A 21194-nucleotide genomic window follows, 5' to 3' on the forward strand; every position below is an offset into this window, starting at 1 on the left:
GGCCCGGTGACCCCGGCCACCACCTCACGAGCGGTACGGCGCGGCTCAGCCCGCGTCGTACGCCTCGAGCACGCGGTCGGCGGCCACGGTGGCGGGCAGGTCGCCCGCGAGCACCGAGGCGCGGATCTCGTCGCGGACGGCGCGCACGCCGGCGGAGTGCCGCAGGCGCTGCTCCAGCTCGTCGCGCACGAGCGCCCAGGTGAACTCCAGCTGCTGCTCGGCGCGCTTCGCGCCGAGGCCCTCGGGCCCGAGGTGGTCCCGGTGGCCGAGGATGCGCTCCCACAGGTCGTCGACGCCGACGTCGGTGAGCGCCGAGCAGGTCACGACCGGCGGGGCCCACTCCCCCGACGCGGCGCTCCCCCGCACCAGGCGCAACGCCCCGGCGAGCTCGCGCGCGGCGGAGCGGGCCTCCAGCTCGCGGTCGCCGTCGGCCTTGTTGACCGCGACGACGTCCGCGATCTCGAGGATGCCCTTCTTGATGCCCTGGAGCTGGTCGCCCGTGCGGGCCAGCGTGAGGAACAGGAAGGTGTCGACCATGCCCGCGACGGTGATCTCCGACTGGCCGACGCCGACGGTCTCGACGAGCACGACGTCGTACCCGGCCGCCTCGAGCACGGCCATCGCCTGCACGGTCGCGCGGGCGACACCACCGAGCGTGCCGGCCGACGGCGACGGCCGGATGTAGGCACCCGGGTCGGCCGAGAGCCGCCCCATGCGGGTCTTGTCGCCCAGCACGGACCCGCCCGTGCGCACCGACGACGGGTCGACGGCGAGCACACCGACGCGGTGGCCCGCGGCGGTGAGCCGCGAGCCGAGCGCCTCGATGAAGGTCGACTTGCCGACGCCGGGCACGCCCGAGATGCCGACGCGCACGGCACGGGACTGCACGCCTGCGTCGGGCAGCCCCGCGAGCACGGTGAGCAGCTCGCGGGCCTGCGCCCGGTGCTGCGGACGCGAGGACTCGACGAGGGTGATCGCCCGGGCCACGGCGGCGCGCCGCCCGGCCCGGACGCCCTCGACGAGGTCCTCGACGGAGGGAGCCGCCATCAGTGACCCAGCTGCTCCCGCAGCTTGGCCAGCAGGTCGAGCGCGGACTCCGCGATCACGGTGCCCGGCAGGAACACCGAGGCGGCACCCATCTCGAGGAGCGTGGGGACGTCGTCCGGCGGGATGACGCCTCCGATGACGACCATGATGTCGTCACGCCCCTGCTCCGCGAGCGCCCGCTTGAGCGCCGGGAGCAGGGTGAGGTGGCCGGCCGCGAGCGAGCTGACACCCACGAGGTGGACGTCGGCGTCGACCGCCTGCTGGGCGACCTCCTCCGGGGTGGAGAACAGCGGCCCCACGTCGACGTCGAAGCCCATGTCGGCGAACGCCGAGACGATCACCTTCTGGCCGCGGTCGTGACCGTCCTGGCCCATCTTCGCGACGAGGATGCGGGGCCGCCGACCCTCCGCCTCCTCGAACTCCGCGGTCGCGTCGACGACCTGCTGCACGAGGGACCCCCCGTCGCCGCTCTGGCCGGACTCGTCGCGGTACACGCCGGAGATGGTACGGATGACGGCCTGGTGCCGCCCGTACACCTTCTCCAGCGCGTCGGAGATCTCGCCGACCGTCGCCTTCGCCCGGGCGGCGTCCACGGCGAGCGCGAGGAGGTTGCCGTCGAGCGAGCCCTTCGCGGGACCACGCTCGGCCGAGTTGGTCAGCGCCTCCAGCGCGCGCCGTACGGCGTCGTCGTCGCGCTCGGCGCGCAGGCGCTCGAGCTTGGCGACCTGGCGGCGGTAGACGTCGTCGTTGTCGACCTTGAGCACGTCGAGCTTGTCCTCCGCCGCGAGGCGGAAGGTGTTGACGCCGATGACCTTCTGCGCGCCGGAGTCGATGCGGGCCTGCGTGCGGGCCGCCGCCTCCTCGATGCGCATCTTGGGGATGCCCTGCTCGATCGCCGCCGCCATGCCGCCGGCCTGCTCGGCCTCGGTGATGTGGGCCCACGCCCGCTCGGCGAGGTCGTGGGTGAGGCGCTCGATGTAGTACGAGCCCGCCCAGGGGTCGATCGTGCCGGTCGTGCCCGACTCCTGCTGCAGCAGCAGCTGCGTGTTGCGGGCGATGCGCGCCGAGAAGTCGGTCGGCAGCGCGATCGCCTCGTCGAGCGCGTTGGTGTGGAGCGACTGCGTGTGGCCCTGGGTCGCGGCCATGGCCTCGATCGCCGTGCGCCCGACGTTGTTGAAGACGTCCTGCGCCGTCAGCGACCAGCCCGAGGTCTGCGAGTGCGTGCGCAGCGAAAGTGACTTGGGGTTCGTCGGGTCGAACTGCCGCACCAGTCGCGCCCACAGGGCGCGGGCCGCGCGCATCTTCGCGACCTCCATCGAGAAGTTCATGCCGATCGCCCAGAAGAACGACAGGCGCGGCGCGAACTTGTCGATGTCGATGCCGGCCTCGAGGCCGGCCCGGATGTACTCGACGCCGTCGGCCAGCGTGTAGGCCAGCTCGAGGTCCTGCGTCGCCCCGGCCTCCTGGATGTGGTAGCCGGAGATCGAGATGGAGTTGAACCGCGGCATCCGCGCCGACGTGTAGCTGAAGATGTCGGAGATGATCCGCATCGACGGCGACGGCGGGTAGATGTAGGTGTTGCGGACCATGAACTCCTTGAGGATGTCGTTCTGGATCGTCCCCGCGAGCTGCTCCGGCTTCACCCCCTGCTCCTCCGCCGCGACGATGTAGAGCGCGAGCACGGGCAGCACGGCGCCGTTCATCGTCATCGACACCGACATCTCGTCGAGCGGGATGCCGTCGAACAGGGTGCGCGTGTCGTAGATGGAGTCGATGGCCACGCCCGCCATGCCGACGTCGCCGCGCACGCGCGGGTGGTCGGAGTCGTAGCCGCGGTGCGTCGCCAGGTCGAAGGCCACCGAGAGGCCCTTCTGGCCGGCCGCCAGGTTGCGCCGGTAGAACGCGTTCGACTCCTCGGCGGTCGAGAACCCGGCGTACTGCCGGATCGTCCACGGCTGGGTCGTGTACATCGTCGGGTAGGGCCCGCGCAGGAACGGGCTCAGCCCCGGCCACGTGCCCAACGCGTCGAGGCCCGCGACGTCGGACTCGTCGTAGCGCGGCTTGATCGGGATGCCCTCGGGCGACTGCCACGGCTCCGGGGCGTCGTCGTCCCAGCCCATGGTCCAGTCCGGACCCCGCAGCTCCGCCCCGCGGAAGCTCTTCGGAACGCTCATGCCTGGCTCTCCTGTCCCAGCGCCGCCCGCGTGCGACCGAGGAACGCGAGCGCGTCGACCCCCATCGCGCACGCGTCGTCGGCGTAGTCCGTCTGCTTCCCCGCGATCACCACGTGCCGCGCACCGGCCGCACGCAGCGCCGCCGCCGCCTCGGCTCCCCACGCGCCGTACGTCGCGTCCGCGCCCGCGAGGACCACGACGGGCAGCGGCCCGTGCGTCCCGACGGCCGCCTCGTACGCCGCGGTCACGGCCTCCGCGTCCGCGGTGGCGCCGGCGGGCTCGACCGCCACGCCGCCCGCCGCGAGGAGGTTGGTCGCGAACGTCGCCCGCGCCGTGTGGGTGGCCACCGTGCCCAGCGTCGCGAGGAACACGGGCCGCTCGGCGGGTGCGTCCCGCAGCGCCTCGAAGCTCGCGCCGTAGGGCCGTACCGCGTCCCACTCGGCGTGCCAGTCGGCGTCGCGCACCCGCTCGGGCAGCTCCTCGGCGAGGTTCGGGAACTCCGACAGCCCGGTCAGCGGGCGCTTGCGCGTCGCCACCTGCTTCTCGCGCGCGGCCACGGTCGCGTCGACGAGCGGCGCGACGGCGGCGTCGAGGTCGTCGGCTCCGTCGAGGTCGGGGAACACCGCCCACGCCGCGACGGCGAGGTCGTCGGTGAGGCGCTCGACGGCGTAGGCACCGCCGGCGATGTCGCCGACCTTGCCCAGGTGGGCCTCGTCGATGAGGAGGTGCGAGATGTTGCGGGCCACGCGGCGACCGAGCGTCTCCGGACGCCCCAGGGGCGCGTCGAAGGGCAGGACGGTGACGGCGTCGGCCCCGCCCACCCCGGCCGCGAACGCGGCGACCGTCGTGCGCAGCATGTTGACGTAGGGGTCGAACCGGCTCGTCATCGGGCGGCTCGTCACGGCGTGCTGGCGCTGCTCCACGCCAGCCGCACCATCGACGCCGGCCTGGTCGAGGCCGCTCAGCTCGAGCACCCGCGCCCAGAGCCGGCGCGCGGCCCGGAGCTTGGCGATCGAGGCGAACTGCTCGTCGGTCACGGCGATGCGGAACTCCATCAGCCCCGCGGCCGTCGCCACGTCGAGCCCGGCCCCGCCCTCCGCCTCGGCGGCGGTGAGCACGCGGAGCGCGCGCACGCCGACGGCCAGGGCGTAGGCGAGGTCCTGCGCGTCCGAGGCACCCCGGTCGTGCACCGTGGTGGCGTCGACGACGAGGCCGAGCACGCCGGCGTCGACCGCCAGGCGGGCCACGGCGACGAGGTCCTCGGCTGGCGCCAGCGCGTCGACGCCCAGGTTGGTGCCGGGAGCGGGCGTGGTCGCCTCGAGGTGCGCCAGGAACGCCCGCGCGACGGCGACTCCGGCGCCGGGCTCCCGCGGGGCCTCGAGCACGACGGGGGCGAGGTCGAGGTAGACGCCCTTCAGGAGGGCGTCGAGGTCGGTGTCGGCGTCGACGCGCAGCCACAGCGAGGTGACGCCGCCCTCGAGGTCGAGGAGCAGCGTCTCGTTCGCGTCCTTCGCCGGCACGGACCGGGCGCCCAGGTGGGCCCGGATGTCCCAGCCGCCGGTGCGCGACGGGCGCAGGACGCCCGCCCGCAGGTGCTCGACGTCCTCGGGGCGACCGATCGGCGGCACCGCGATCCCGTCGAGGGTGGTCCGGGTCAGCTTGTCCCAGACCGCCGCGTCGGGGTCCTCGTCGGTCAGCCGACGGCTCTTGCGCAGCACGCGCGCCGTCTCGGCCTCCCAGTCCGCCTGGCCCCAGGCGTCGGTCTCCGGGTCGGCGAGGGCCAGCGCACCCTGGTCGGGTTGCAGCTCGGTCGGCTCGTCGAGCCCGCCTTCGACTTCGCTCATGGGCCGCAATATAGGGGAGGGTTCCTGCGCAGGGACCCCGACCCCCGCCGAGAACCGAACGATCGGTCGGCGACATATCTCACACCGGCGTCCGCGACCGTCGCCCCGCGCCCTTCACGCACCGGCCACCTCGTGGCCACGCCGCGGACGACCGGTCGGCGCACCGTGGCGTCCGTGCGCATCGCAGTCGTGACCGAGTCCTTCTACCCCGCGACCGACGGCACCACCACGACGGTCCGCAACCTCGTCGACCGTCTCGTCGACCGCGGGCACACCGTCCGCCTCGTGGCGCCAGCGCCGGGGCTGACGTCCTACCGGGGCGTCGAGATCGTGCGGGTGCGGGCGCTGGACAAGCCGGGCCGCCAGGTGCGCGCCGCGCTCGAGGGCTTCGCGCCCGACCTGGTGCACGTGACCTCCTCGGTCGAGCTCGGCCCGACGATCGGCCGCAAGGCGCTCAAGCACGCGCGGCGCCTCGGCGTGCCGACGCTCGTCGTGCAGCAGACCCCGGTGAGCGACCTGGCCGCTCCCCTGTGGCAGGCGAAGGTGGCCGAGCGTGCGGACCGCGTGCTCGTCACCGCCCGGTGGATGCAGGACCGTCTCGCGGCCCTCGGCGTCGAGGCCGGCCTCTGGTCACCGGGCGTCGACACCGCCGCCTTCTCCCCCGCCCTCCGCGACACGTGGCTGCACTCCTCGTGGGCGCGCGCCCGCGCGCGAGGCGGTCCGCGGGTGGTCGTCGGCTACGTCGGCGCGCTGGAGAAGGACCACGGCGTACGCCGCCTGCCCGCGCTGGCCGCGCTCCCGGGCGTGCGCCTCGTGGTCGTCGGCCAGGGATCGCAGCACGACTGGCTGGCGCACCGCACCACCGGCGTCGCCGGGTCCGCGAAGCTGGCCGGCCCCCTGGCGGCCGGGGACCTCGCCACGGCGATGGCCTCGCTCGACGTGCTCGTCCACCCCGGCGGACAGCTCACCTGCGCCCACGCCCTGCGCGAGGCCGGGGCGTCCGGCGTCCCGGTCGTGGCGGCCCGCACCGGCGGCGCCCGGGACGTCGTCCACCACCTCGAGTCGGGACTGCTCGTCGACGTGACCGACCCGCGCGCCCTGGCCGACGCCGTGGGCGCCGTCGTCGCCGACCGCCAGCGCGGCCTGCTCGGTGCGCACGGTCGCCGGCTCGCCGAGCAGCGGACGTGGCGGGACGCCGTCGACGAGCTGCTCGCGGTGCACTACGGCGGCCTCGTGGCGACCGCCGCTTCCGCCACCCCGCTCGTCACCCCCTACGCGGCCGCGGGCTGAGGGGGCGCTGAAACCGCGCTGAGACCCCCAGCGCCCGTGCAGCCGGATTCCTGAGGACCTGTAACCCGCCGGTAACCGGGGATATGTCACACGGGCTGAGGTTCACCTTCATTACGACCTGGACAGTCGGAGGGGTACCGTGCCGCCCGTGGCAACCCCGACTCTCGTCAAGACGCCCCGGTCGACACGCTCGACCATTGCACTGAAGCTGGTCATGGCCGTCAGCGGCCTGCTGTTCATCGCCTTCACGCTCGTGCACATGTACGGGAACCTGAAGGCGTTCTCAGGCCAGGAGAAGTTCAACGACTACGCGCACCACCTGCGCGAGCTCGGTGAGCCGATCCTCCCCTACGAGGGCTTCCTCTGGATCACGCGCGTGGGCCTGCTGGTCGCGCTCGTGGCCCACGTGACCGCCGCGGTGATCCTCGCGCGGCGTGCCGGTGCAGCCCGCCGGGACAAGTACCAGGTGAAGCGCAACGTCGCCTCGTCGCTCTCCTCGCGCACGATGCGCTGGGGCGGCGCCACGCTGCTGATCTTCATCATCTGGCACCTGATCAACTTCACGGCCGGCAAGGTCAACCCGCAGACCGGTGAGACGGGCGACGCCGCCGGCGACCCGTACTCGCTCCTGGTGGACACGTTCAGCGTCTGGTGGATGACGATCATCTACCTCGTGGCGATGCTCGCCCTCGCCTTCCACCTCCACCACGGCACCTGGAGCTCCATCCAGACGCTCGGGTACACGAACACCGCCTCGTCGCGGGCCCGTGCGAAGCAGGCCGGCTGGCTGCTCGCCATCGTGATCGCGGGCGGCTACTCGCTCGTGCCCCTGGCCGTGCTCACCGGAATCATCGAGAAGTAAGGGAGCCACGACACCATGGCTGGCAGCACCCTCCACGACGGTCTCACCCCGCTGAACGCCGCGCCCGAGCAGCGCTCGGACGACGCGGCCGGCTACTACACGCTCGGCGAGAAGCTCGTCGACGCCAAGGCCCCCACCGGTCCGATCAAGGACCGCTGGACGACCCGCAAGTTCGAGAACCGGCTCGTCAACCCGGCCAACCGCCGCAAGCTCGACATCATCATCGTGGGCACCGGCCTCGCCGGCGGCGCCGCGGCCGCGACGCTGGGCGAGGCGGGCTACAACGTCAAGTCGTTCTGCTACCAGGACTCCCCGCGCCGCGCCCACTCGATCGCGGCCCAGGGCGGCATCAACGCGGCCAAGAACTACAAGGAGGACGGCGACTCGACGTTCCGCCTCTTCTACGACACGGTCAAGGGCGGCGACTACCGCGCCCGCGAGTCGAACGTCTACCGCCTCGCCGAGGTCAGCGCGAACATCATCGACCAGTGCGTCGCGCAGGGCGTCCCGTTCGCCCGCGAGTACGGCGGTCTGCTCGACAACCGCTCCTTCGGCGGCGTGCAGGTGTCCCGCACGTTCTACGCCCGTGGCCAGACGGGCCAGCAGCTGCTGCTCGGCGCCTACCAGGCCATGGAGCGCCAGGTCGCGGCCGGCACGGTGGAGCAGTTCACCCGCCACGAGATGCTCGAGGTCGTCGTCGCCGACGGTCGCGCCCGCGGCATCATCGCGCGCGACATGGTGACCGGTGCGATCGAGACGCACCTCGCCGACGTCGTCGTGCTGGCGACCGGTGGCTACGGCAACGTCTTCTACCTGTCGACGAACGCCATGGGCTCGAACGTCACGGCCGCGTGGCGCGCGCACCGCAAGGGCGCCTACATAGCCAACCCCTGCTACACGCAGATCCACCCGACGTGCATCCCCGTGACGGGGAGCCACCAGTCCAAGCTGACCCTCATGTCGGAGTCGCTCCGCAACGACGGCCGGATCTGGGTGCCCAAGAACGCCGCCGACTGCGAGAAGGACCCGCGGGACATCCCGGAGGAGGACCGCGACTACTTCCTCGAGCGGATCTACCCGGCCTTCGGCAACCTGGTCCCCCGCGACATCGCCTCCCGCGCCGCGAAGTACATGTGCGACGAGGGCCGCGGCGTCGGACCCAAGGTCAAGGAGATCGGCCCCGACGGCGAGGAGCGTCTCGTGAGCCGCGGCGTGTACCTCGACCTGGGCGACGCCATCCAGCGCCTCGGCCGCGACAAGATCGAGGAGAAGTACGACAACCTCCTCGACATGTACGCGCGGATCACCGGCGAGGACCCGTACGAGACGCCGATGCGGATCTACCCCGCGGTCCACTACGTGATGGGCGGCCTCTGGGTCGACTACGAGCTGCAGACGTCGATCCCCGGCCTGTTCTGTACGGGCGAGGCCAACTTCTCGGACCACGGCGCGAACCGCCTCGGCGCCTCCGCCCTCATGCAGGGTCTCGCCGACGGCTACTTCGTCCTTCCGAACACCATCCGCGACTACCTGGCGGACGGGCCGTTCGAGAAGATCGCCGAGGACCACCCGGCCGTGCTCGAGGCGCGCGCCGAGGTCGAGGCCCGGATCCAGCAGTTCATGTCGGTGAACGGCACCCGCTCCGTCGAGTCCTTCCACCGCGAGCTCGGCCACATCATGTGGGAGTACTGCGGGATGGAGCGCTCGAAGGAGGGCCTCATCAAGGCCATCGGCCTCATCCGGGACCTCAAGAAGGAGTTCTGGAGCAACGTCAAGGTGCTCGGCTCCGCCGAGTCCCTCAACCAGGACCTCGAGAAGGCCGGCCGCGTCGCCGACTTCATCGAGCTGGGCGAGCTCATGTGCATCGACGCCCTCAACCGGCGCGAGTCGTGCGGTGGACACTTCCGCGCCGAGTCGCAGACCGAGGACGGCGAGGCGCTGCGCCACGACGACGAGTTCGCGTACGTCGCGGCCTGGGAGTGGGGCGGCGAGGACGGCTCCCCCGTGCTCCACAAGGAGGACCTGATCTACACCGCCATCGAGATGAAGCAGAGGTCGTACAAGTGAAGCTCACCCTCAAGATCTGGCGCCAGGCCAACGCCTCGGCCGAGGGCGCGGTGCACACCTACGAGCTCGACGGCGTCTCGCAGGACATGTCGTTCCTCGAGATGCTCGACCTGCTCAACGAGCAGCTGCTCACCTCGGGCGAGGAGCCGGTCGCGTTCGACTCCGACTGTCGTGAGGGCATCTGCGGCACCTGCTCGCTGATGATCAACGGCCAGGCGCACGGCCCGGAGGTCACCACGACCTGCCAGCTGCACATGCGCTCGTTCAAGGACGGCGACACGATCACGATCGAGCCCTGGCGCGCGGACTCGTTCCCCGTGGTCAAGGACCTCATCGTCGACCGCTCGGCCTTCGACCGCATCATCCAGTCCGGCGGCTTCATCTCCGCCAACACGGGCTCGGCGCCCGAGGCCAACTCGGTGCCGGCTCCCCGCGACAAGGCACAGCGGGCCTTCAACGTGGCCACCTGCATCGGTTGCGGTGCCTGCGTGGCGGCGTGCCCCAACGGGTCCGCCTCGCTGTTCCTCGGCGCGAAGATCACGCACCTCGGCGAGCTGCCGCAGGGGCAGCCGGAGCGCTACGGCCGGGTGACCTCGATGGTGGCCCAGCACGACCACGAGGGCTTCGGCGGGTGCACCAACATCGGCGAGTGCGCCGCCGCGTGCCCCAAGGAGATCCCGCTCGACGTGATCAGCCAGCTCAACAAGGACCTGCGGACCGCGATGTTCAAGGGCTTCTGAGCAGGTTCATGAGCGGCACCTGCCGCTGACGCCACCGGCCGCCACCCCCTCGGGGTGGCGGCCGGTGGCACATGGTCACGGTGGATCACGACGAGGTCACGAAACGGTCACGGTGCCGGGTGGCCTCCGAAGGGCGTCACTCCGGACGCGTCGCGCGGAACGCCTTCCAGCCCAGCCGGCCGAGCACGCCGGCGATGACGAAGTTGACGACGATCAGCACGACGTGGGCCACCCAGTAGCCCGTCGCACGCTCCTCCCCCGCCTCGTACGTCTGGTAGAGGTTCTTCGCGAAGTTGCCGAAGGTCACCACGTTCCAGACCGCCACCGCGAGCAGGAGGACGGCGTGCTTGCGCTCGAGCTTCACGGGCGCCATGCTCCCACGGCGCGGCCCCGCGGCGTACGGCGGGTCAGCCCCGCCGGAAGAGCCAGCCGAAGCCCACGACGGTGGCCGCGCCGAGCGCGAACGACCGCGCCGCCGCCTGGTTCACCGAGATGTCCTGCTCCTCGGGCTTGTCGAGGTCGACCCGCAGTGCAGCGAGACGCGCCTCCTCCTCGGCGGCCGCCTGCTCGCGCCGCAGACGGGCCGAGGTGGACGTGTGGGCCCAGGCCGCGGCGTACATGACGACGCGCGAGAAGTAGTTGATCCAGACCAGCAGGATCAGCGCGATGCCGAACGCCTGGAACGCCGGCTGGCCCTTCGTCGAGGCCAGCAGCAGCCCGGCCACCTGCTTGAGCACCTCGAAGCCGACCGCACCGAGCAGCGCGCCCTTCCACAGGTCGACACGGGGGATGTCGGGCGCGGCGAGCAGGCGGAACATGACGGTGAACAGCACCGAGCTGGCCAGGATGCCCACGACGATCGTCAGGATCCGCAGCAGCCAGGCGAGCTCGTCGCCGAGACCCACCAGTCCCAGCACGTCCGCCGAGAAGGCGTTGAGCACGGCGGAGATGCCGACGCTCGTGAACAGCACGGCACCGATCGCGACGAGCGCGGTGAGGTCGCGGAGCTTGCCCTTGACGAAGCTCGGCTGCTCGCTGGCGGGCTCGTCGAAGACGACGAGGAGCGACTCCCGCATGCCCGACAGCCACCCGAGCCCGGAGTAGAGCACGCCGACGAGACCGATGATCCCGGCGGTGCTCGCGGCGCCCTCGAGGTCGTCGATCGAGATCTCGCCCTCCCCGGAGCCGATCATGCCGGGGAAGATGCTGGTGATGGCATCCACCAGCTGCTGCTGGGCGTCGGGGTAGACCCGCGCGATCCAGCCGATCGCGAAGAACGCGAGCGCCAGCAGGGGGAAGAAGGACAAGAAGCCGAAGAACGTCACCGCCCCGGCCTGCGTGTTGCCCTTCACCGCGCCGTAGTGCTGCTGCATGCGCACCGTGTGGTCGAGCCAGGGCCGTGCCGTCCGCTGCTCCGCGAACCAGACCTTCGCGCGTTCCGCCACACCAGCCACGTCGTGCCCTCCTCGTGCTCGGGTCAGCCGGCAGCGGGCTGCAGGGGGAAGTCGTCGGTACGGCGCCAGCCCGCGACCTCGTCGTGGACGTAGAGGTGGAACCGGTCGACCTCGAAGGCGCAGTCGAACTCGGCGAGCTCCGCGAAGGCACGGTCGAGCAGGTCGTCGCCGAGGTGGTGCGCCACGGTCACGTGCGGGTGGTACGGGAAGTCGAGCTCCACCTCGAGCGGCCCCTTGCGGAGGTCCTCGGCCAGCTGCTCCGACTCCCCGATGCCCTGCGCGACGGTCACGAACACCACCGGCGAGATCGGGCGGAACGTGCCCGTGCCGCGCAGGTGCATGCGGAAGGACGTGTGCTTGCCCGCCACGAGGTCGAGGTGCTCGCGCACGGCGTGCAGCTCGGGCTCCGGGACCTCCGTCGGCGGGATCAACGTGATGTGCGTCGGGATCAGGTCGGCCGTGGCGTCGCCGAGCGAGCGCCGGTAGCTCTGCAGCTGCTCCGCCCAGGGCTCGGGGAGGGCCAGGGCGACTCCGATCGTGGGCACGCGCTCGACCCTAGCGGAGCGGTCGAACGAAGCCGACCCGGTCGTAGACGTCCGCGAGGGTGCGGTCGGCGACGGCCCGCGCGCGGTCGGCACCGGAGGCGAGCACCTCGTCGAGGGCCGCGCGGTCCTCGAGCAGCGCCAGGGCGCGGTCCCGCAGCGGCGTCACGAACTCCACCACGACCTCGGCGAGGTCGCCCTTGAGGTCGCCGTAGCCGCGCCCCGCGTAGTCCGCCGCGATGTCCTCGGCCGGACGACCGGTCAGCGCGGCGTAGATGGACAGCAGGTTGGACACGCCCGGCTTGCCCACGGGGTCGAACGCCACGACGGCCTCGGAGTCCGTGACCGCGGAGCGGATCTTCTTCGCGCTGGCCCGGGGGTCGTCGAGGAGGTCGATGATCCCGGCGGGCGAGGACGCCGACTTCGACATCTTCGCCGTCGGGTTCTGCAGGTCGTAGATCTTCGCCGTCTCCTTGAGGATGTAGGGCTCCGGGAGGCGGAAGGTCTTCTTGTAGCGCGTGTTGAAGCGGTGCGCCAGGTCGCGGGTCAGCTCGAGGTGCTGGCGCTGGTCCTCGCCCACCGGCACGTAGGCGGGGCGGTAGAGCAGGATGTCCGCCGCCTGGAGGATCGGGTAGGTGAAGAGGCCGACGCTCGCCGCGCCCTCGCCGCCCTTGGCCGACTTGTCCTTGAACTGCGTCATGCGGCGCGCCTCGCCGAACGCGGTGATGCAGTTCAGCACCCAGGCCAGCTGCGCGTGGGCGGGCACGTGGGACTGCACGAAGATCGCCGAGCGCTCGGGGTCGACGCCCATCGCCAGGAGCTGGGCCGCCGAGCGGTAGGTGCGCTCCCGGAGCAGCTTGGGGTCGTGCTCCAGGGTGATCGCGTGCTGGTCGACGACCATGTAGAACGGCTCGTGCTCGTCCTGGAGGCTCACCCACTGCCGCAGCGCACCGAGGTAGTTGCCGAAGTGGAACGAGTCGGCCGTGGGTTGGATCCCGGAGAGGACCCGCTGCCGCGGCGCACCCGTCGGTGCGGAGGAAGCCTGCTCGGACATGTCCCGGATTGTTCCAGGCTCCCCACCCGTCCCGGCCGACGGGTCCGGCCTGCGGGTGGAGGTCAGAGCGTGGCGGGGCCGGCGGCCGCGGCGCGGCGCTGGGCGACCAGCGAGACGAGGAACAGCACGAGGCCCGCGGTGGCCAGGCCGGCGCCGACGACGCTCGGTGCCCGGTAGCCGTAGCCCGCGTCGATGACGATCGCCCCGAGGAACGCCCCGAGGCCGTTCGCGATGTTGAGCGCCGAGTGGTTGAGCGCGGCACCCAGCATCTGCGCGTCGCCGGCCGACTGCATGAGCCGCACCTGCAGCGTGATGGCCAGGACCGAGCCGAGCATCCCGACCGTGAAGACGATGGCGCCGACCGCCACCGGGCTCCCCGCCAGCGGCACCACGAGGGCGAGGGCCGCCATCGACACCAGGAAGCCGCCCACCACGGAGCGCTCGATGTTCCAGTCGGCCAGCATCCCCGCCAGCCACGAGCCCAGCACCGAGCCCACCCCGAACACGAAGAGGAACCACGGCACGACGCTCTTCGCCAGGCCCGTCTCGTCGGTGAGCAGCGGGGCCACGTAGCTGTACATCGCGAAGATGCCGCCGAACCCGATCATGCCGGTGCCGAACGCGAACAGCACCGGAGGGCGACGCAGGGCGGCGAGCTCGCGCCGTACCGTCGCCGTGCGGTCGCCCGGGGTGTGGGGCACGGCGAGCAGGACCAGGAGGGCGGCGAGCACGCCCACGCCGACGACCATCCAGTACGCCGAGCGCCAGCCCACCTCCTGCCCCAGCCACGTGGAGGCGGGGACGCCGGCGACGGTGCCCACCGACAGGCCCACCATCACGCCGCTGATCGCGCGGCCCTGGGCCTCCGGGCGCACGAGCGAGGCGGCGATGAGCGACGCGACGCCGAAGTACGCGCCGTGGGGCAGACCGGCGACGAAGCGGGCGAGCATCACGGGCAGGTAGCCGCTCGCGAGCGCCGTGGCCGCGCTGCCGAGGGCGACCGCGAGCATGAGCGCCACCGCCAGCTCGCGCCGCGGCAGGCGCGCTCCCAGCGACACGATGAGCGGGGCGCCGACGACGACGCCGACGGCGTACGCCGTGATGATGTGCCCCGTCGTCGGGATCGACTCGTCGATGCCGCGCGCGATGTCGGGCAGCAGACCCATCGTCACGAACTCGGTGGTGCCGATCGCGAAGCTGCCGAGCGCGAGCGCGACGATCGCCAGCGCCACCCGCGCACCCGACACGTGCGGGCCGGTCGGGTCGACGGGGGGCGGCACGGCGCCGTCGGTCGGGGGTACGGAGGTCGAGGTCGTCATCGCCACTCATCCTGCAACGGCGCTCCGCGTCGGACGCATTCCTCGCGCCCGGCGTGACCCGGGCAACACGGCGCGGCCTCGCGGGCCGGTCGGGACGGGGCCGGTCGGGACGGGGCCGGTCGGGACGGGGCCGGTCGGGACGGGGCCGGTCGGGACGTCATGCGAGGCGCGGGCCCCGGCCGCCGGGGCGCATGACGTCCGGAGGAGGGACCCGGCCCCGGGCCCGGAACCGTGCGCCTGGTGCGCCGCCGACGCGCTCGGACCGGCCGCAGCCGCACAGTCGCGGGTCGAGCCTCGAACGGGTCAGCCCGCGAGGTGCCCCCACGACGGCGCGAGGTCGCTCCACGGCCCCGCGGCGGCGACGCGGCCGTCGACGAGCACGACCACCTGGTCGGCCCGGGCGAGGGCCGCCCGCTTCGAGGTGGCGCCCAGCACCGTGGTGCCGCGCTCGCGCAGCGCCTGCCACAGCTCCAGCTCCGTCGTCGCGTCGAGCGCGCTGGACACGTCGTCGGCCACGAGCAGGTCGGCCTCGGTGGCCAGCGCCCGGGCGAGGGCGACGCGCTGCACCTGTCCCCCGGACAGGCGCACGCCCCGGTGCCCGACGAGCGCGTCGAGGCCACCGGCGGCCGCGAGGTCGCGCTCGAGGCGGGCCGTGCGCGCCGCGACCTCGATCTCCCGCGGATGGTCGAGGCGCAGGTTGTCGGCGAAGGTTCCGGACAGCACCCGGGGCACCTGCGCCACGTAGGCCACCCGCGACGGCCGCAGGAAGGTCTCCGCGTCGTCGACGGGCCGCTCGTTCCACCGGAGCTCGCCCCGGTGGGACACCAGGCCGGCGACGGCGCCGAGCAGGCTCGACTTGCCCGACCCGACCTGCCCGAGGAGCAGCACGAGCTCACCGCGGCGTACGTCGAGGTCCACGCCCTCGACGCCGATGGTGCCGTCGTCGTGGACGGCGGTGAGGCCGCGCAGGTGCAGTGCCTCGAGCGGCTCGGCCCGCTCCGGGAGCACCGGGGTCGGAGCGGTACCCGCGACCAGGTCGACGCCGCGCGGCAGCCGCGTCAGGTCGCGCCCGCCGGCGAAGGTGGCCGTGGCCCGCTGCCACGCACGGGTGCCGGGCGCCTCGGTGATGACCCAGCCGACCACGAGACCGAAGTAGTCGAACCCCGTGACGGCGGCAGCGACGAGCAGCGCCGTCGCGAGGTCCCAGCCCCCGGCCAGGTAGACGCCCCACGCCGTCACGACGCCGAGCTGCACGATCACGAGCGGCACGCCGTCGAGCGCGGCCTGCACCCGGTGCTCGCGCACCGCCGCGTCCACCCGCCCCGCGTCGACGCGGCGCAGGTGGGCGCGGACGTCGTCGGTCGCGGCGGCCAGCTTGACCGTGCGGGCCGCGTCGAGCACCGACACCAGCGCGCGGCCGAAGCCGGCGCGCGCCGTGGCGGCGGTGGCCGCCGAACGACCGGCGACGGGACGGCCGAGCGCGGACGCCGCGGCGGCGCCCAGCATCACCGCGAGCAGCACACCACCGGCCAGCAGGCTCCCCCCGAGCACGGTCGTCACGACCACGATGAGGGCCGCGTTGGTGAAGTCGACCCAACGATCGGCGTACCGCGCGAAGCGGTCGGCGTCCATGGCACGCGCCGCGATCTCCCCGGCCGGGTCGCGCGGCAGCCGACGCTGGTCGGTCTGGGCGATCAGCACGTTGGTGCGCACCCGCAGGAGGATCTCGATCCACCACCGCGGATAGCGCCGCATCGCCTCGTTGAGGAGCACCGGACCGAGCAGGAGGCTGACGACGAGACCGACGAGCAGCGCCACGGTGACGTCACCGGCGGCGACCTCCTGCACGATGCGCCCCCACAGGAACGCGGAGACCGCACCGAAGGCGCCCGCCAGGGCGGACACGAGGAACAGCACCGTCGCGAACAGGCCCCACCACGGGCGCACCAGCAGCGCGTTCCAGATCCCGCGGGCGAGGCTCGGACCCTGGCCCGGGTCGCGGCTCTCGGGCGGTTCGCCCCGTCGTCGGACCGCGCCGATCCCGGTCGGACCCGTCGGCGGCGCGGCGCGGTCCGCGGCGGCGTCGGGCTCCACCGCGGCGTCGGGCACCGCGGCGGCCTCGACCTCCTCCGCAGCGTCGAGCAGGTCGCGGAACGGACCGGGGCGCCGGGCGAGGACGGCCCGGGGCCCCTGCTGCACCACGCGACCGTCGGAGAGCACGGCGACCCGCGAGGCCCGCTCCGTCGTGGAGAGCCGGTGGGCGACGAGCAGCCCCGTGCGCCCGCGCAGGAGCCGGTCGGCCGCCCGCACGACGAGCATCTCGGTGCGCGGGTCCATGCGCGCGGTGGCCTCGTCGAGCACGACCACCTGCACGTCGCGGACCAGCAGGCGGGCGAACGCCACGAGCTGCTCCTCCCCCGCCGAGAGCGTCGTGCCGCCCGGGCCGAGGCGCGTCTCCAACCCGTGCTCGAGGCCCGCTACCCAGGGCCCCAGCCCGAGGTCGGCGACGGCGGCCTCGACGGCCCCCGGTGGCACGTCCCCGAACAGGGTGATGTTCTCGGCCAGGGTGCCGGCGACGATCTCCGTGCGCTGGGTGACGACGCCGACGGTGCGCCGCAGCGCCTGCAGGTCGAGCTCGCCCACGTCCGCGTCGCCCAGGAGCACGCTCCCCCGCGGTGGCTCCTGGGCGCGGGAGACGAGGGCGGCCAGCGTCGACTTGCCCGACCCGGAGCGACCGACGAGGGCCAACGTCTCCCCGGCCGGCACGACCAGGTCGTCGACGACGAGCCGGAAGGTGCCCTCGGCGTAGGTGAAGTCCAGGTCGCGGAAGCGCACCTCCACGGCTCCGCCGGAGACGGGGAGGCCGTCGGTCGGCTCACGCTCGGCCTCGTGGAGCTGGCGCAGGCGCACGAGGGCGCCGAGCCCGGCCTGCAGGTCGGGCAGGTGCCGCGCCATCTCCTCGACCTGGCCCACGAAGAGGGTCGTGACGAGGAAGAGAGTGACGAGCCGCGCGACCGTGAGGTCGTCGTGCAGCACGAGCGCCACGCCGACGACCCCGACCGCCGCGAGCAGCCCGTGGAGGAGCAGGCCCGTGCGGTAGGTCACCTGGATCTGGCGCTGCACCACCGAGCGCAGGCGCGCGTGCACGACGGCGGCGAGCTCGCTCACCCGGCGCAGCACGTAGGCCTGGCCCAGCGAGGTGCGCAGGTCGTCCCGCGCCGCGATGCCCTCCTCGAAGGCGGTGGCGTGGTCGGTCCAGGCGACCTCCTCGACGATCTTGCGTCGCGTGAGGTCGGGCAGGAGGGGGCGGACGGCGAACCAGACCACCGCGGCCATGGCCGGGAACAGCACCCACGCGGGCCACCAGGTGACCCCCGCGACGATCCACATCGGCAGCGCCGCGAACACGGTGCGCAACGCGCTCCACACCTGGCGGCGGGCGAGCGTGCCGACGTCGTGGGTGTCGTCGTCGACCCGGTCGAGGATCTCCCCCACGCCCTGCTCGCCGAGCGCGGCGAGCGGCTGGTCGAGCGCGGCGTCGAGGAGGTCGTCGCGCAGGCGCCCCTCGGCCCGGTCGACGACCCCGGCCCAGACGACCCGTCCGACCGCGTCGACGACGGCGCCGCCGACCACGCAGGCCGCCAGCACCGTGACGAGCACGCCGGACGGGTCAGCGGCCAGGCGTCCGGCCACCACCGTGCCCAGGGTCTCGCCGAGCGCGCCGAGGAACGACAGCACCAGCGCGACGGTCGCCGCAGGCCCCCGCAGGCGGCGCCAGTCGATGCGCTGCCGGCCCGTCGCGGCGGCGCGGGACGTGCGCTCCGCCGCCTCGCGGTCGAGGTGGGTGGAGGTGTCCGAGATGGTCTTCGTTCCGCTCATGGCGAGGCACCACGCTAGGCGCACCCACCGACGATGCGCGCCCCATTTTCCACCGGCCCGCCCGACGCCCCCTCACCCGGCGCGGACCGGTGGTCTCAGCAGACCTGCGTCAGCTCGTCCACGGCGGTGTCGAGCTCGCCCTGCGCCGACTCCACGGCGGCCTCGTCGACCTGGGTGCCGTCGGCCGCGGCCTCCGCCTGGGCCACGAGGTCGTCGAGCGCGGCCTCGGCCTCCTCCAGGTGGGTCCCGACCTCGCCCGACAGCCCGTCGGCGGCGGTGGCGACCGCGTCGCGGAGGTTGCGGAGCTCCTGCTCGGCGGCGGCCGGGTCGGCGCCGAGGTCCTCGACGGCCTGGCGGGCCTCGCCCGTCACTCCGTCGACGGCCTCCTGCGCGACCTGGCAGCCCGCCTCCGCGGCGGTGTCGCGCACGGCGTCCTCCACCTCGGAGCACCCGACGAGCGCGCCGAGGGACAGCGCCGTCGCGGCCACGGCCAGGAAGGAGCGGGAAGCGGGGGTACGTCGCGAGTTCACCGCTCCATGATGCCGGAACGCACACCGGGTGCGGCCCGTCGCGACGACGGACCGCACCCGGCGGGGGTGAGCAGGTGGCTCAGAGCGACGCGAGCGCCTCGTTGAGCGTCGTGCTCGGACGCATCACGGCGTCGGCCTTGGCGCCGTCGGGGCGGTAGTAGCCACCGATGTCGACCGGCTTGCCCTGCACGGCGACGAGCTCGTCGACGATCTTCTGCTCGTTCTCGCGCAGCGTGCCCGCCAGCGCGGCGAACGCGGCCGCCAGGTCGGCGTCCTCCGTCTGCTGCGCGAGCTCCTCGGCCCAGTAGAGCGCGAGGTAGAAGTGCGAGCCGCGGTTGTCGATGCCGCCCACGCGACGGGTCGGGGACTTGTCCTCGTTGAGGAAGGTGCCCGTGGCCCGGTCGAGGGTGTCGGCGAGGATCTGCGCCCGCGCGTTGCCCGTCGTGGTCGCGAGGTGCTCGAACGACGCGGCCAGCGCGAAGAACTCGCCCAGGCTGTCCCAGCGCAGGTAGTTCTCCTCGACGAGCTGCTGCACGTGCTTCGGCGCCGAACCGCCGGCGCCCGTCTCGAAGAGGCCGCCGCCGTTGATCAGCGGGACGACCGACAGCATCTTCGCGCTCGTGCCGAGCTCGAGGATCGGGAACAGGTCGGTGTTGTAGTCGCGCAGCACGTTGCCCGTCACGGAGATCGTGTCCTCGCCGCGGCGCATGCGCTCCAGCGAGTACGCCGTCGCCTCGTCGGGCGCGAGGATCTCGATGGTGAGGCCCTCGGTGTCGTGCTCCGGGAGGTACTCCTTCACCTTCGCGATGAGGTTGGCGTCGTGGGCGCGGTTCTCGTCGAGCCAGAACACCGCCGGCGCACCCGTCGCACGGGCGCGGGTGACGGCCAGCTTCACCCAGTCGCGGATCGGGACGTCCTTGGTCTGGGTCGCGCGCCAGATGTCGCCCTCGCGCACCGCGTGCTCGAGCAGCACGGCGCCGGAGGAGTCGCGCACCGCGATGGTGCCGTCGGCCGGGGCCTCGAAGGTCTTGTCGTGCGAGCCGTACTCCTCGGCCGCCTGGGCCATCAGGCCGACGTTGGGCACGCTGCCGATCGTGGCGGGGTCGAGCGCGCCGTTCTTCTTGTTCTCCTCGATGACCGTGGCGTAGACGCCCGCGTAGGAGGAGTCGGGGATGACGACGAGGGTGTCGTCCTCGCCGCCGTCGGCGCCCCACAGCTTGCCGCCGTTGCGGATGAGCGCGGGGACGGAGGCGTCGATGATGACGTCGGACGGGACGTGCAGGTTGGTGATGCCCTTGTCCGAGTTCACGTAGGACAGGCGCGGGCCCTCCGCGAGGGCGGCCTCGAACGCCGCCTGGATCTCGTCGCCGTTGGGCAGCGCGGACAGACCGGAGAGGATCGACCCGAGACCGTCGTTGGGGTTGAGCCCGGCGGCGGCGAGGTCGTCGCCGTACTGCGCGAACACGTCCGCGAAGTATGCCTTCACCACGTGGCCGAAGATGATCGGGTCGGAGACCTTCATCATCGTGGCCTTGAGGTGGACGGAGAAGAGCACGTCGTCGGCCTTCGCCTTCGCGAGCGCGTCGGCGAGGAACGTGTGGAGGTCGGCGACGGAGAGGAACGTGCTGTCCACGACCTCGCCCGCCTGCACGGCCAGCCCGTCCTTCAGCACGGTCTCGGTGCCGTCGGCGGCGGTGTGCACGATCGTGAGCGTGTCGGCGTCGCCCATGACGACGGACTTCTCGTTGCTCTTGAAGTCGTCGTGGCCGAGGGTCGCGACCGACGTCTTGGAGTCGGCCGACCACGCCTTGTTCCGGTGCGGGTGCACCTTCGCGTAGTTCTTCACCGACGCGGGCGCGCGGCGGTCGGAGTTGCCCTCGCGCAGCACCGGGTTGACGGCGGAGCCCTTGACCTTGTCGTACTGGGCGCGGGTCGCCTTCTCCTCCTCGGTCTGCGGGTTCTCCGGGTAGTCCGGGATCGCGTAGCCCTGGCTCTGCAGCTCCTTGATCGCGGCCTTGAGCTGCGGGATGGAGGCGGAGATGTTGGGGAGCTTGATGATGTTGGCCTCGGGCTGCTTCGCGAGCTCACCGAGCTCGGCGAGCGCGTCGTCGAGGCGCTGCTCCTCGGTGAGGAGGTCGGGGAAGAGCGCGATGATGCGGCCCGCGAGGGAGATGTCCCGGGTCTCCACGTCCACGCCCGCCGTGGAGGCGTAGGCCTCGATGATCGGGAGGAAGGAGTACGTCGCGAGCAGCGGCGCCTCGTCGGTGTGGGTGTAGATGATCTTGGCCATGGGTGAGGTCGACTCCTGGGCTCTTCGAGGCGTTCGGGCGGAAATCTCGACGTCAAGATACCTGATCCGCGGTGGCCGTTGACGCCTGGGACAGCCTGGCAG

The 21194-nt window shown here is 72.8% G+C and carries 15 protein-coding genes; 4 read left to right on the plus strand and 11 right to left on the minus strand.

Annotation, left to right across the window (positions count from 1 at the left end):
• Positions 1 to 45: 45 nt before the first annotated feature.
• Genes meaB through PIR53_08410 form a run of 3 tightly spaced genes read right to left on the minus strand, consistent with a single transcriptional unit; the run spans position 46 to position 5065 of the window.
• A complete protein-coding gene (gene meaB / locus PIR53_08400) occupies positions 46 to 1047 on the minus strand; it encodes a methylmalonyl Co-A mutase-associated GTPase MeaB (protein ID WZH53998.1) in 1002 nt (333 codons plus the stop codon).
• A complete protein-coding gene (gene scpA, locus PIR53_08405; protein WZH54425.1) occupies positions 1047 to 3167 on the minus strand; it encodes a methylmalonyl-CoA mutase in 2121 nt (706 codons plus the stop codon). Before scpA ends, meaB begins: the two co-directional genes overlap by 1 nt.
• Before the next feature lie 50 nt (positions 3168 to 3217).
• Positions 3218 to 5065 (minus strand): methylmalonyl-CoA mutase family protein, encoded by a 1848-nt coding sequence (locus PIR53_08410; protein WZH53999.1) that lies wholly within the window; start codon positions 5063 to 5065, stop codon positions 3218 to 3220.
• 174 nt (positions 5066 to 5239) lie between these two features.
• On the opposite strand from PIR53_08410, the gene PIR53_08415 reads away from it, so the two are divergent.
• The 4 genes from PIR53_08415 (at position 5240) to PIR53_08430 (ending at position 10024) form a co-directional block, all read left to right on the plus strand.
• Positions 5240 to 6355, plus strand: coding sequence for a glycosyltransferase (locus PIR53_08415; protein WZH54000.1), 1116 nt, complete (start codon positions 5240 to 5242; stop codon positions 6353 to 6355).
• A gap of 148 nt (positions 6356 to 6503) precedes the next feature.
• The gene (locus PIR53_08420; protein ID WZH54001.1) at positions 6504 to 7217 is read left to right on the plus strand and encodes a succinate dehydrogenase cytochrome b subunit; all 714 of its coding nucleotides are present in this window, start codon (positions 6504 to 6506) and stop codon (positions 7215 to 7217) included.
• A gap of 15 nt (positions 7218 to 7232) precedes the next feature.
• Entirely contained in the window at positions 7233 to 9284 is a 2052-nt protein-coding gene (locus PIR53_08425) for a fumarate reductase/succinate dehydrogenase flavoprotein subunit (protein ID WZH54002.1), read from the plus strand.
• Positions 9281 to 10024, plus strand: coding sequence for a succinate dehydrogenase/fumarate reductase iron-sulfur subunit (locus PIR53_08430; GenBank protein ID WZH54003.1), 744 nt, complete (start codon positions 9281 to 9283; stop codon positions 10022 to 10024). The genes PIR53_08425 and PIR53_08430 overlap by 4 nt, the downstream gene beginning before the upstream one ends.
• 136 nt (positions 10025 to 10160) lie before the next feature.
• On the opposite strand, the gene PIR53_08435 is transcribed toward PIR53_08430, so the two are convergent.
• The 8 genes from PIR53_08435 to PIR53_08470 all read right to left on the minus strand — a co-directional run bounded on the left by PIR53_08435 (position 10161) and on the right by PIR53_08470 (position 21092).
• Positions 10161 to 10388 carry a hypothetical protein gene (locus tag PIR53_08435; protein WZH54004.1) on the minus strand — a complete coding sequence of 76 codons (228 nt, stop codon included), beginning with the start codon at positions 10386 to 10388 and terminating at the stop codon, positions 10161 to 10163.
• A gap of 43 nt (positions 10389 to 10431) precedes the next feature.
• Complete coding sequence (locus tag PIR53_08440) at positions 10432 to 11478, minus strand: YihY/virulence factor BrkB family protein (GenBank protein ID WZH54005.1); 1047 nt, start codon at positions 11476 to 11478, stop codon at positions 10432 to 10434.
• Between the two features lie 23 nt (positions 11479 to 11501).
• A complete protein-coding gene (locus tag PIR53_08445; protein ID WZH54006.1) occupies positions 11502 to 12023 on the minus strand; it encodes a 2'-5' RNA ligase family protein in 522 nt (173 codons plus the stop codon).
• Between the two features lie 10 nt (positions 12024 to 12033).
• Entirely contained in the window at positions 12034 to 13074 is a 1041-nt protein-coding gene (gene trpS, locus PIR53_08450; protein ID WZH54007.1) for a tryptophan--tRNA ligase, read from the minus strand.
• A 62-nt stretch (positions 13075 to 13136) separates the two neighbouring features.
• Positions 13137 to 14393, minus strand: coding sequence for an MFS transporter (locus tag PIR53_08455; protein WZH54008.1), 1257 nt, complete (start codon positions 14391 to 14393; stop codon positions 13137 to 13139).
• A 303-nt stretch (positions 14394 to 14696) separates the two neighbouring features.
• On the minus strand, positions 14697 to 18272 hold the full coding sequence (locus PIR53_08460; protein ID WZH54009.1) for an ABC transporter ATP-binding protein: 3576 nt from the start codon (positions 18270 to 18272) through the stop codon (positions 14697 to 14699).
• Between the two features lie 95 nt (positions 18273 to 18367).
• Positions 18368 to 18802, minus strand: coding sequence for a hypothetical protein (locus PIR53_08465; protein WZH54010.1), 435 nt, complete (start codon positions 18800 to 18802; stop codon positions 18368 to 18370).
• 79 nt (positions 18803 to 18881) lie between these two features.
• Complete coding sequence (locus tag PIR53_08470; GenBank protein ID WZH54011.1) at positions 18882 to 21092, minus strand: NADP-dependent isocitrate dehydrogenase; 2211 nt, start codon at positions 21090 to 21092, stop codon at positions 18882 to 18884.
• Between the last annotated feature and the right edge of the window lie 102 nt (positions 21093 to 21194).

It is taken from the genome of Nocardioides alkalitolerans (assembly GCA_038184435.1).
In the GTDB taxonomy this organism is placed as follows: Bacteria; Actinomycetota; Actinomycetes; order Propionibacteriales; family Nocardioidaceae; genus Nocardioides; species Nocardioides alkalitolerans_A.